10 protein-coding genes and 1 tRNA gene are annotated in these 13,215 nt (G+C 42.8%); 1 reads left to right on the top strand and 10 read right to left on the bottom strand.

Annotated elements, in window-relative coordinates:
- Window positions 1-474: 474 nt before the first annotated feature.
- Both rplA and rplK read right to left on the bottom strand, forming a co-directional pair.
- Window positions 475-1,170, bottom strand: coding sequence for a 50S ribosomal protein L1 (rplA, locus tag HXT58_RS00885; RefSeq protein WP_004106273.1), 696 nt, complete (start codon window positions 1,168-1,170; stop codon window positions 475-477).
- Between the two features lie 14 nt (window positions 1,171-1,184).
- Window positions 1,185-1,616 carry a 50S ribosomal protein L11 gene (gene rplK / locus HXT58_RS00880; RefSeq protein WP_004118588.1) on the bottom strand — a complete coding sequence of 144 codons (432 nt, stop codon included), beginning with the start codon at window positions 1,614-1,616 and terminating at the stop codon, window positions 1,185-1,187.
- A 184-nt stretch (window positions 1,617-1,800) separates the two neighbouring features.
- On the opposite strand from rplK, the gene HXT58_RS00875 reads away from it, so the two are divergent.
- On the top strand, window positions 1,801-1,995 hold the full coding sequence (locus tag HXT58_RS00875) for a hypothetical protein (RefSeq protein WP_410294780.1): 195 nt from the start codon (window positions 1,801-1,803) through the stop codon (window positions 1,993-1,995).
- 186 nt (window positions 1,996-2,181) lie between these two features.
- On the opposite strand, the gene HXT58_RS00870 is transcribed toward HXT58_RS00875, so the two are convergent.
- The 8 genes from HXT58_RS00870 to HXT58_RS00835 form a co-directional block, all read right to left on the bottom strand.
- Window positions 2,182-3,114, bottom strand: a complete 933-nt coding sequence (locus tag HXT58_RS00870; protein WP_421775635.1) for an ORF6N domain-containing protein — start codon at window positions 3,112-3,114, stop codon at window positions 2,182-2,184.
- 347 nt (window positions 3,115-3,461) lie between these two features.
- A complete protein-coding gene (locus tag HXT58_RS00865; RefSeq protein ID WP_415706136.1) occupies window positions 3,462-4,829 on the bottom strand; it encodes an ATP-binding protein in 1,368 nt (455 codons plus the stop codon).
- Between the two features lie 186 nt (window positions 4,830-5,015).
- A complete protein-coding gene (locus HXT58_RS00860) occupies window positions 5,016-6,014 on the bottom strand; it encodes a class C sortase (RefSeq protein ID WP_410297522.1) in 999 nt (332 codons plus the stop codon).
- A 750-nt stretch (window positions 6,015-6,764) separates the two neighbouring features.
- Window positions 6,765-8,693: a SpaH/EbpB family LPXTG-anchored major pilin gene (locus tag HXT58_RS00855; protein WP_415706134.1), complete on the bottom strand. Its 1,929-nt coding sequence runs from the start codon at window positions 8,691-8,693 to the stop codon at window positions 6,765-6,767.
- A 319-nt stretch (window positions 8,694-9,012) separates the two neighbouring features.
- Window positions 9,013-11,517 carry a hypothetical protein gene (locus HXT58_RS00850; protein WP_415706132.1) on the bottom strand — a complete coding sequence of 835 codons (2,505 nt, stop codon included), beginning with the start codon at window positions 11,515-11,517 and terminating at the stop codon, window positions 9,013-9,015.
- A gap of 337 nt (window positions 11,518-11,854) precedes the next feature.
- The gene (gene nusG / locus HXT58_RS00845) at window positions 11,855-12,757 is read right to left on the bottom strand and encodes a transcription termination/antitermination protein NusG (protein ID WP_415706130.1); all 903 of its coding nucleotides are present in this window, start codon (window positions 12,755-12,757) and stop codon (window positions 11,855-11,857) included.
- Window positions 12,758-12,798: 41 nt separating this feature from the next.
- A complete protein-coding gene (gene secE / locus HXT58_RS00840; protein WP_004106254.1) occupies window positions 12,799-13,026 on the bottom strand; it encodes a preprotein translocase subunit SecE in 228 nt (75 codons plus the stop codon).
- Window positions 13,027-13,062: 36 nt separating this feature from the next.
- A tRNA-Trp gene (locus HXT58_RS00835) sits at window positions 13,063-13,138 on the bottom strand.
- Window positions 13,139-13,215 lie beyond the last annotated feature (77 nt).

Here is a 13,215-nt window from a genome sequence, read left to right as displayed (position 1 = left end):
GAAAAAGTCAAGAGCAGACGCACAACTCATTAACAAAAAACATTTATATTTTTACGGAAATATTTCAGTCAAACTATTTTTAAGTATAAAAAATACAGTATTACACATTACTTTTCGTAAAAATGTCAATTTCAAGGTTTTTAAAGATTTTTCCCAGAAAACTCTCAGGAAACTCTTGAATACTCCCCCAACCAGCCGCAAAACCGTTGCAAAACCGCCATTCCCCCGCGACACGCCGCGCACGACCACGCGCCCTCAACCTCTCCAGTCACCTATTCATTACTAACACAGTTTGCGTACTGCACCAGCAACGCTAATCGCAATTACTCGTTACTAACGCAGAAACGCAGTAACGCAAGTAACAAAAAACGCTGAAAACATGACTCAAAAGAGCACATTTTCAGCGTTTATAAGTTTTAAACTTAATCTACTACTTACCAGCCATGCTTTCGCATAAGCTACGCAAGCAATAAATCAGGCAGCAATGCTGGCGATATCAACTGGAACACCAGGAGCCATCGTAGAGGTCACAGTTACCTTAGTAATGTAACGACCCTTGATGGTGCTTGGCTTCAAGCGACGGATTTCGTCTGCGACAGCCTTGAAGTTCTCTTCAAGAGCCTTAGCATCGAAGGAGAGCTTGCCGAAGAGGAAGGACAGGTTGCCCTGGCGATCCACGCGGAACTCAATCTTACCGCCCTTAATGTCGGCAACAGCCTTGGCTACATCCATAGTCACGGTGCCAGTCTTTGGGTTTGGCATCAAGCTACGAGGACCGAGAACACGACCCAAGCGGCCAACCTTACCCATCATGTCTGGGGTTGCAACGACTGCATCGAAGTCAAGGAAGCCACCGGCAACCTTTTCGATAAGCTCGTCATCACCAACAATGTCAGCGCCAGCTTCCTGAGCCTCAGTAGCCTTTGGGCCACGAGCGAACACCAAAACCTTAGCGGTTTTACCGGTGCCGTTTGGCAAGTTCACAACGCCACGAACCAACTGATCAGCCTTGCGAGGATCCACGTTAAGGCGCATAACAGCCTCAACGGACTCGTCGAAAGCGTGCTTTGGCATGCTCTGCAACAAAGCGATAGCTTCAGCTGGGGTGTACAGGTTATTGCGGTCGATCTTCTCAGCCGCTTCACGATACTTCTTAGAACGCTTAGCCATTTCTACACTCCCTTTCAGTCGGTAACGGTAATACCCATCGAGCGAGCAGTACCCGCGATGATCTTCATACCGGCCTCGACGTCACGTGCGGAGAGGTCAGGCATCTTAATTTCGGCGATTTCGCGCACCTGAGCCTTGGTCACAGAACCAACCTTGTGAGTCAATGGATTCTCGGTGCCCTTCTGGATTCCAGCAGCCTTAAGCAACAAAGCAGCGGCTGGTGGGGTCTTCAAAATGAAGGTGAAGGAACGATCTTCGTAAACGGTGATCTCTACTGGGACGATCTGACCCATCTTGTCCTTCGTCTGGTCGTTATACGCCTTGCAGAAGTCCATGATGTTCACGCCGTGGGAGCCTAATGCTGGGCCCAGTGGTGGAGCTGGATTTGCCTTACCAGCCTGAATCTCGAGCTTAATAAGCGCGGAGACTTTCTTTTTCGGAGCCATAATATGGTTCTTCTTTCTTGTACAAGCGGTTCAAACGGTTGTTGCAAACTCTCCTATAGTCGCTTCTTACAGAAGTAAAACACTTACGAAACGTTGCTATAAAGCCGTTTTGCAGCTTCCTCCCGCACCTTGTATTGCTGTGCTGTGCTAGCGGATTCCTCCTCCAGTCACAAGCCTTCCTATTATGCCACATCTTCGCGACACGCTGCATTACGAAATCTGCAACTATTTTTGCGCAGCTACTTTTGCGCAACAGCAAAAGTTGGAAGCATACTTCCAAGTTGGGTACAAACTTACAAAAGTTGGAAGTCTACTTCCAAGTCGAGCGCAAACTTACGAAAGTTGGAAGTCTACTTCCAAGTTGAGCGCAAAACACTAGAACATTATAAAATGTTAAAACTCTAACTCAGGATTCTTTAACAACTCATCAAACATCACATGATACAAGCGCAAAGGCAGATCCTGTCGCTCGCGCGTTACAGCGCGCTCACGTCTTCGCTTGCATTGAAAGCACACCGTGCTTTCAACTTTGAGCAAGCTCAGCGCTCCGAATTACCTTTGCGCGCTACGCTTTAAGCGCAAAAGTAGGTCGTCGCGCACAAACGTAAACAGCCTCATCTGCCGTCCCATAATCTATAACCACATACCTATCGTGATACTTTCTGCCAGCAGCCTTAAACTTCAAATCAACACCAGGATAATCGCTTACAAAATCACTCAATATGCTTTCCGTAAGCATATTCTTATTCCTAGCATTATCACTAAAAACTACTATTCCCACCTCTTCACCAGCAAACCGCAATAGTTCCAAAGTTTTAAGACCAATATAATTATCAACAACGTAAATGCTTTTCTTAGCTGATTTATATATTTTGCAATACGCAAGATCCGCTTCTATTTTATTGCCGTCCATAAGAAGAAAATGCTTATACGTATTTGGATTAATAAAATTATCCATTACCTTATTAAAATCTTCCTTTGTTGCCATTTGAGATTTTATTTCCGCTATATCTTTAGTATTCTGATTCGTTTGAATCGCCAACTGCGCTAACTCATTCGCGCCAATAAAATCCCTGTTTTCAACAATATAATCCTTCATTTGCTTAAAGGTTCTAACTAATGCCCTACTCTGTTTAACAGCAAGATCACCTCTTAACACAGTCATGAGCATATAAATACCCTGCTCCGTAAAAGCATAAGGCAAATATCGAGAGCCACCCCAACTTGAGGTGAAATTTTTGCACCTCAAGTTTTTGAACTCGTCAGCAGTTAGCCGAAACATAAAATCTTCGCCCTCAAACTTTTCAATATTATTCTTAATCTGTCTATTGAAATTTTTCGTTTCATACCCATATATTTCAGCAAGCTCAAAATCAAGCATGACTTTTTGATTACGAATGTTGTAGATTTTCTCTTTTATTGTTTCAGCGTCTATTATCATTCCAACAGACGCGTTTTTAGAGTCAGCGATAATTAGATTTTTATTCCCCTCTACCATAAGATCACTCCTAAAAAATGTGCGTAAAACCTAGCGCTGTACAACAAAAACTACATTTCTAACACAAAACCCATGAATCGCAAGCAATCAGGGTTATTCCAAAAATCAATCACAAGCCATAAAACATCTAACAACTAACAAAACTAGCATGCATCAGCGCATAAATATAATTCTATAAGATTCCACAAATAAAAAGCAACAAAAAAAAATCGGTTTTAATACAAACGCACAGCACATTTATGTAGTGCGCTTGTACCTGATTTACGGCATGTCATGCCAAATCAGCCAAACGGCTAAGCCGTGAGGAATAAGTGCACTACATAGCAGCGCGAAGGCAGGTCGGAACGCTACACCAATCCACACATATAAAGTGGTAATATTACGAGATTCAAATCTTTTCTAACGCTAAGCTGTTTAGGAGCAAATACATAACTTGTTCCAATTCTTTTTGAAAACTTCGCCTTAAATTTATCAAGAGAAACTGTTTTGAACACATTTCCAGATTTAACTTCAATCGCAGATATACGCATTTTGCCAGCAGAATCCTGAAAAGCTTTAGAAATCAAAAAATCTATTTCCATTGTATTTTCCGAATTTTCTTTGTCTCTATTTGAATAGAAAAATAGGCGATGTCCAGATGCTATTAGCTGTTGCGCAACAACGTTTTCAACTAGCATTCCTTCATTAATTGAAATTTTTCCAAATAAAATTTCTTTATGCAGATCATTAGACGCAATACTACTATCTGAAAGTATCATAGAAGTCAACAAACCAGTATCAGCCATATAACATTTTACTAACGCATCATCTGCATTAAGATTCAATCCCACATTTGGATCTGTAGATTTATAGCAATTATTTGTAATACTCGCATCCGAAAGCCAAAAAAACGCATCCTTATAGTCACGCATACGAGCATTCTTGCCTAAGGAAGTAATCCTATATCTTTTTTCATGCCTGGAAAGCTGTGCTGGTATTCCATCAAACACAGCCATAACTTTCATTTCATAACCTTTTGCAAACTTTGCAGCATCCTGCCTATAGAGCGAAAGAATACGACGCTTAACCCTATCTACTCGAGCAAAATCTCTCGAATCAACATATTCATTTACAGACTGCGGCATGCCGCCAATCAGCATGTATTCTCTAAAAAGTCGCATCGCTTTTTTATGTAAAGCATCCGGCAAAGGATTTAACTCATCAAATGAATTTTTAATAACTTTCGATAGATTTTCTTCTCCAAAAGCCCACAAAAATTCTTCAAAATCAAGAGGATACATGCGTTCTTCTTGTTCTTCAGATGGAATCAATATTGTTTCAACATTGTGTTTAATAGACAATAACGAGCCAGTCTCTATATAGTCATATCTGCCATCTGCAACTAGTTGTTTTACAAATTCTCTAGCCTGTGGGAAAAATTGCACTTCGTCAAAAACCATTACCGATTCACGGTTATAAAGTTTCACACCATACAATGCAGATAGGTACGTAAAGAAAGTGCTTAAATCTGAACGATAATCTTCAAATAGCCGAAGCGCATCTTTTGATACTTGCGAAAAATCAATAAGAATATAAGACTTGTATTCGTTTCTTGCAAACTCTTCAACTATAGTACTTTTCCCAACTCTTCGAGCACCTGTTACTAAAAGCGCTGTTGAACCGCGATCAGCATTCTTCCAATCGAGCATTTTTTGATAGAATTTTCGCCTTAACATATAACACCACTCTTAATTACCACAAAACCGTTGAAAATACTATTGTTTTATAGTATATATTTCACGAAAATCAATGTCAATTTATGCTAAATTTTCACGAAATCAGGGGTAAATATATGCCGAATTTTCACGAAAATCAAGGTGTTATTTCTCTAAATCTTCGCAACACGCTGCATTACAGCAATTCTAAGCAGTTATATGTTTGGCATGAGCAAGTGAAGCAGCACGGCGGCGGCGCTTGCGAACCGCGGCAATAATCATCGTCGTAAGAATCACCGCGCAACCAATAAGCGCGAGCACGAACATCGTCATCCAAAGCGGCCACTGCAACTTGTCCCCAGGAGCGGAAACTGGATCCGGCAGCACGCGATAGCCCGTAACCAGCAACCTCTGCGTATTCACACCATACGGCGTACACGTAAGCAACGTCGCCAAATCTCGCCCATTCTCGCGTTGAAGCAACCTAATATCATGCGGATCGACCACGCTAATACGGAACACCTTGTAACGTAAGGTTTCGCCTTGCACGTCAAAATAGAAATAGTCGCCCTTCTTCAACTCCACTAAATCATCAAACATGGTCGCATTCGGCAAACCCGTATGTGCCGTCACAACAGAGTGACGCGTTTTGCCACCAACCGGCAAATCCGTGCCATACAAATGCCCGGCGCCATACGCCAAAACCTCCTGCGAACTACCGTGATAAATCGGCAGTTTAACGCCAATCTTCGGGATTTTCACAATACCCATAATCCCCATTGGCTCATCCAGCTGCTTCGCATATTCCTTATACTCCGGCGTCTTCATATAATCTGTCGTGCCATCGTAAGGATCAGCCGTAATAATCGACTTGTGGCGCGCATTATAACGACGAGCAGCGTTCAAAATCTTCTCGCGAGCGCTCGCAGTCTGCTTACGACTCAAACGATCATACGCGGTAGAAATCTCCTTCGACACCTTGTTATTCCACAACGTTGACGCAATCGGGTACGTGAAGCACAAAATTGCTGCAAGCGCGAGGGCAATTGGCTCAAGCGTTCGGCGGAGCTTGGATTTTGGCTTTTTGGTGGGTTTTGATGCGGGTTTTGATGCGGTTGATGAGTCTTGAGTTGATTCGGTTGCAGGTTTTGCTTTAGACTGATTGAAGAAAGCATATACTTTTGTAACAACTTTGTTTAATTTCATGCTTCCTCCTTGTGAAGTTTATATGCGTAAATACTTGCTTGATGTGGCGCGAGTTTTGGGGGCTGGTGTTTGGCTGGTGGATTTCTGAAGTGGATGTGAGTGGTGGGTGTTACTTGTCTCGCAGCGCTCCGCTCTTATACCTTACTTGGACTTAATGGTTGCGTAGTTAAGTTTAGTTTTTTACTTACTTTCTCTGCAAAAATAGTATTCGTCAATAAGATTATTACTATCGTTCCGCTTTTATATTGCTCGACCAAGCAACACCCACCCCTCACTCGTAAATTCACACATCGTTGTTTTGTGGTGTGGTAGGAGTGCTTGGCGTGGTGTATGCGGCAGCAATGACGTTAATGTCCTTTGGACAACAAGCAATCAACGTCTGCAGAGCAATAATGCTAAAGTTCACTAAGCAATAAATAATCGACGTTTGCAAAACATTACTGCAAAGATTCAGGAGGTTTGGGGGAAATACGACCTTTATTTTACGCGACTGTAAAATTTCTGCCGGATTCGAGCGCGTAGCCGACCGTTTCTGTACATGCACGTAAAGTTTATGCCGCTTGTTAGCGCGCAACCGACCGTTCCTTTACACGTGTGTAAAATTTCTGCCGCTTGTTGGCGAGAACACGACTTTTTCTTTACGAGGCTGCAAGAGAACAATCATAAGAGCAAGTGAGTCTAGGATTTAGTTCAGTAAACCCTAGACTCACACTTTGCTATTAGACTACAAGACCAGCTTTAGAAAGCGGATCAAGCGTTCTGCTGCTGTTCTTCTTCCTTGCGATTGCGCACGTACATAATCACGCTCGCAACAATAAGAACCATGCCCACAACAGCGAAAATCAGCACGCCGTAAGCACCAGTTGCAGGAAGATTGAACCAGAAGCTCTTGCCGTTGTCGCCGCCCTTAAGTGGAAGGTCCTCAAACGGCTCAGTAGTAGTCGTGTCCTTCTTAACAGTCACAGCGTGGACTACAGGAGAAATCGCATAACCCTTAGGAGCTTTAACCTCAACAAGATAAACAGGAACACCAGCGCGAGTCTTGTATGCCTTCGCGAAGTTACCTTTAGTATCTGTTGTAGCAGTCTGCACATCAGTAGTAGCAGCGCCAACTGGTTGGGAAGCACCAGCTGCAGCAGCATCATTAATAGTTGACGCAGCCTTGCAAGCATCAATCGAGCCAAGTTCCTTATTTTCCTTCAGACCTTGAGCGCAAGCATCAGCCTTAGCCTTATCAGCAAAAATCCTGAACTCAGCATTTTCAAGCGGCTTCTCTTCAGTACCTTCCTTATAGAACTTACGCACCTGAAGGAAACCGAAGTCAATAGTCGCTTGAGAATGATCATTATCAGGAATGATTGGCGGCAAGTCACCCTCATTCTTCTCATGAGCCTGGAAGAAGCCAGACTTGTTTACAATCTCATCCTTCTCCTTATCATCATCAGACATTGGCTTAGATTCGGTTGGAGCAGTGCCACCTTTGAAAGCATCACTAAGCTCAAACTCGAGATCAACCGTAACCTTAGGTGCTTCTTGATCTTCAGTAACGTTATTCAAGGCAGTAGCAATCTTACCTAAGCCATCATTATTAAACGTTACAAGAATACGCTTATGACCAGCAGCAAGATCCGCACCACCAGCATCAGAAGACGAGTTTACAACACTAACGGTGTACATATCTTTATTTTGATTGTCTTTTTTATCAAGACTAGTTTCGCCAATCTTTACATGCTTCACAACACTTGCATCAATAGTCTTGAAGGCAGCAGTTGGAGCATCATCGAAGACCTTATAACCCTGAAGATTAGCAGCAGTCAACTTACCATTTTTAGGCTTAGCTTTGTTCACTTCCGCAGTAATCGTGAAAGGCACTTTATCCTTAACGCTAGCGAACTTAGTCTTATCGTAAACCTTCTGAATAGTAGCCGATAGATCCTTGTTCTTCGGCTTCACAACAGGATTATAGTTATACGAAACAGTCGTCTTTGCATCCTTGCCCTCGCTAGTAGTGTACTCCGGCAAAGGAAGCGTCATATAGAAGGATTGCAAATCCGAAACACCATAGCCCTTAGGCGCGTTAGTTTCCTCAACCTTATACAAACCAAGATCAAGATTATTCTTGCCATCACCAAACTTGGCTATACCATTTTCATCAGTGGTCTGCGTCTTAGCGTTATCAGTATCAAGCTTGACTTCTGCATCATCACCACTGTCTTTAATAGTGTGATCATTCAACTTAGTAACAAGCTTTGCAATCTTCTGCCAAGACTCAAATTTGCTAAGATCTAAAGTAACGTCTTCTTTAGTTTTCTTACCACCTTTATCTGTTTTCTCTTCCTTAACAGAAATGACCTTAGTCAATTTGAAAGTAGCATCTTTAAGCGGCTTAAAACCAGTTTTGCATTGAGGATCTGTTTGTGTCTGAGAAGTAGTAGAGTTATCATCCTTCGTCTTCTTCACGCACTTAAGGATGGTTATAGTACCTTTTGTCGGAGCATCCTTCTCCCACGGAGCCTTAGGATTCTCAGTAGCATGGGTTTCATTATGCACAGGATGGTTAGGATCCGGTTTCGCACCCCACGCAACGCCAGCCACGGTTACAGCGCCGGCGACGCACAGCGTGCCAGCCATCGCAAGCGACGCAACCGCCGCCACGAATTTATTAGTGAACTTTTTCATGTTCACTCCTTTCATTTGCTTTTTACAGCAAGTAGAGAATTGATTTGCATTAATAATGCTCTTGACGAGTAAAGTTTTAAAATTTTTGGCATTTACCTTGTGTTATCACGCTCCCGAATCCCGAAAGACTGCGCGATAGAACAATACGCAATAAAACAATACGCAATAAAACAATACGCAATAAAACAATACGCAATAAAACAATACGCAATAAAACAATACGCAATAAAACAATGCGCGAAACAGGAAGGCTTTATGCGCAAATGCGTACGTAGTCGCCTTATGCGAAGCACGGCGAGTAAATGCATATACAACTGCTTTATACGTAATTGCATAAGCCTCGCCACCTTCCCAAAATTAATTTGCGACCGCGCTCACTTTGGCTTACCACAAAGCCAGCCGCCAGCAGATTCACCAACAGAGCGGCAAGAATACCCAGCTGCAAATTCCAACTCTGCCCACCCGTGTGCGGCAAAGTAAAATTGCTCACCGAATCAATATTGAGCGTAAAAGCAGCAAAATCCTTATTTTCTTTAAGAGACTTATCACCAGCTAATGCCTTATCAATGTCCGTAGGCGTTTGCTTGCCAGATTGAGCATTGAACGCTTTAGGCTTTAGCGCGTACACAACGCACTGGTAATTGCCAACCTCAGTCGGCTTTATACTCACTTCCATAGAAGTTTGAGACGCAACGTTCTTCGCAGTACATTCTTTATCCCCATCATTTGCCTTATTGCATCTAGTTTGCTTCGTATCCTCAGGCACACTCAGACCAAGCTCGGCAAGATTACTGCTCCAAGTCTTGTATTCAAGAGGCTCCTCAGCTTGCGGCGATCCAGCAGTTTGAGACGGTTGCGACGGTTCAGAGGGTTGCTCAGATTGCGAGACAGCGCCAATATTAGTGCCACTTGAGCCACTTCCAGCAGAACCACTTCCACTCGAGCCAGTACCGCCAGTCGAAGCGCCACCACCAGCATTATCCTTCTTCTTTTCGCCCTTAGAGCACAGCACGCGCAATGTAATCTTATTCTTGCTATCCGCCGCAGAAGTAGCATCAATAAACGGCTTAAGCTCCATACCGATCATTGCAGAAATCTTGTTATTCTTTTCAGACAATGCCGTAGGACTACCATTAAACGGATACACCTTCAGTGTAAGAATTTCTGGCGGCTTCGGCTTATCTCCAAACTGGATTGTTATCTTCTTATAATCCCAGTCAACGCCTTGCTTAATAGACGCTTTATTAGTCCACTTATCTTCAACAATGTTTTGTTCTGGCTTTTCAAACAGAGATTGCTTATTAGTTTCTACTCTAGTATCAAACTCGTCTAATACTGTAGAATATACCTTAGTTTTACCGTTTCCTGAGTTTCGCTCTAATTTAAATTCATCATCTTTTTTAATAGCAAACACTTTGCACTCAAAAGTCCCAGACTTCGTAGGCGTTCCAGTAATCCAGCTTTGAGAGCGCTCAGTATAATCATCATTTTCATACACAGCAGAATTCTCTGCATTTTTATCAGGTCGATTCTGATTTTCCTTATGCTCGAACTGAGTCTGCGTACCTAGACTCAAACCATTAACACTGCCTACCGTATAACTGGCATTATCATCACTACCAGTTTCATGGCAAATCATACGATGATAGATAAAACCAGGCTTATCTTTCGATTGCGATTCAATAAAAAGCTTATTGTCAATAGGATCGTAAACGTCTTTCTTATCAGTACTGCCAGTAGTACTGCCGTCAGTACCTCCGCTAGGAGCTGAACCTTTAGACTTTGGTTTTATAGTAATTTTATTACCACTTACAGGAGTCTTATCCTTCTTATTCACAAAATCGTATAAGCTCAGCGATAAATCATCGGGCTGAGCCTTAGGCAAATCATCCTTAGCAAGTATCGCTTTAATCCTAGTGCTGGATTTAGAACCATTTGGATAATGTATTACAACATTAAACCTATATGTATTATCTACTAGCCATTTGCTTGCAAAAAAACGTATAGAACCATCGCTATTAGATACACCCTGCGTAGATTTAGCAGTGTAGCTATCATTCTTATCATTCTCACCCTTGAAAAAAGCATACTTTACGGAATCATTAGTTTTACCATACTTCTCCAACCCAAGCCAAACGCCATTAGGTAATGTTTGCTGCACAATACCAGCAACTTTTATTGTTGGGGTAATAATCTGAGGAACCCTATTATAAGACTCGCCATCCTTGCCTTTAATGTTTATTGTGTCTTTATTACCTTTATCTTTACTACCATAAGTAATGCTGTAGCATTTTACAGGAGTATTATACTTTTTATTATTCTTGCACACTTCCGGAAGTTCAGGCTTTTTCTTCACACTTCTGTCAGTGCCTTTAACAGATTCCGTAGAGGCGCCTTTCTTTTGGGCATCTTTAGCTTTTTTATTTACAGCAGTCTCATTTACAAACTTCTCAGCCTTAGGCTTATTGACACCATTGTTACTAGCAGGGTTCTGCTTTTCAACAGACTTTAGCTCACCATCATTCTTCTTTAAAGTATCAGAAGAGCCAGTATTTTTCTTATCATGCTCAGCACTATTAGATTCACTCTGATCAGGCTGCTTATTCGATTCACTATCGTTTTTAGCAGAACCAGCCTTCGCGCCCTCAGCCTTCTCAGTAGAAGTAGCACTTTCACCAGTACCTTCGCCAGCACTTAAAGCAGAAGTTGGAGCAATCACAAAAGTAGCAAGCAACATTGCAATCGCCACGAAAAAAGCAAATAACGAACGGCGAATTGAGCACACTAGTCGAAGGAAACGGCTAAATATATGCGAATTAAACATATACACCTACCTCCTAATTCACCAACTCTTATATAGTAATGTCGTTATTACAACGGCACTGAAAAACTCGAATTCTCTGCTAAAAACGCTCTTCTCAAACACTCAGCACTATACCCCCCCCCCACGCCTATTTGCAAGCCAAACGAAATATTTGGAAATATTTATTATTTACATTGATAAAAGCACTGTAATTGCAAGAAAATTTAGGATTATTTCCCCATTTTACGGCGTGTTGCAGTAAATAATAAAAACCGGGGCGCGAATTAACACACCCCGGTTTGTAAAAGTTACAAAAACTTAAAGCTTTTCACTCAAGCTTTTGGATCAGTCTTTCATCTCAAACAATCGGCTCCACTTGGTTGAATCCAAGCTCCACAGGAGTTTCACGCCCAAAGATGGAAACCAACACTGTAAGCTTCTGAGTTGTAGGCTCCACATCCGAAACCACAGCTGCCATCGTTGAGAATGGACCGTCAGTCACAGTCACCTGATCGCCAACCTTGTAAGCAACCTCAACCTTACGCTTGCGCGCTGCAGCCGGCTTATCGCCAGCATTCTTCAAAGCTTCGGAAGCAATCATCGGAGCCATCATTGACACAACTTCTTTGCGGCTCAATGGTGCAGGCTCTCTAGAAGGACCAACAAAACCAGTCACGCCCTCAGTCTCGCGCACAATGCGACGAGCGTTCTCATCCGGCCACATGCGAATCAACACATATCCTGGCACACGCACACGGGTAATAACCTTCTTACCCTTTTCTGTATGCTTCTCGACTTCTTCCATAGGAACTTCAATCTGGAAAATCTTATCTTCCAAACCAAAGTTCTGCACGCGGGATTCAACGTTAGTTTTCACGCGCTTTTCGTAACCAGAATACGTGTGAAGAACGTACCACTTGCCTTCCAAAGTGCGAAGTTTCTTAGAAAATTCTGCTACAGCGATTGCGCCGGCATCAGTTGGGTCGGCTTCGCTAGTTTCGCCAGCATCGCTAGCTTCATCAGTTTCGCCAGTTTCGTTAGAAGCATCAGCAACACTGTCAGCTACAACACTGTCAGCAGCAGCGCCATCAGCTACATCAGCTTCAACATCAGCAGATTCCTCATCCACATCAGCTTCAACGGACTCGCTAGAAGCAGCAACTTCATTATTCACAGCTGATTCGTTTGCTTCGTCAGCATCATGAGAAGCAAAAGCCTCATCAGCTTCACTTGCTTCTTCGAGATTGAATTCATCAGTCATCTTGCATACACCTTCAAAATTTCAATTCAGCCAATTTCAACTCAGCCGAACAGCCACATTACGGACTTACCCAAACCGAAGTCCATGCAGGTGACGAAAGCCATCAAAAATACAACAAATATGAAAACTGCAGACGACCAAGCAAACAACTCTTTGCCATGAGGTGCAATAACCTTGCGCGTCTCGTCAATAGTTTGCTTAACGAACATGCCAATACGCACGAACAAGTTATGCTTTACTGCTTTCTTAGTACTGCGTGCCTGCGCCATGCTTGAATCCTTCGTGTAAAAACTTGAACAAAAAACTGGCAGGGACGGCGGGACTCGAACCCACAACCTACGGTTTTGGAGACCGTTGCGCTACCAATTGCGCCACATCCCTAAGGTGAACTTGCTCATCATACCCCAAAAGGGACGAAATAGCAAACCGCCAGATAGACATACTATCTCATGGGCATG

Origin of the sequence: Gardnerella sp. KA01000 (assembly GCF_049244035.1) — a bacterium.
Classification (GTDB): Bacteria; Actinomycetota; Actinomycetes; order Actinomycetales; family Bifidobacteriaceae; genus Bifidobacterium; species Bifidobacterium leopoldii.
The sequence above is the reverse complement of the archived record's forward strand: the minus strand, read 5'-3'. Positions and strand labels throughout refer to the sequence as shown.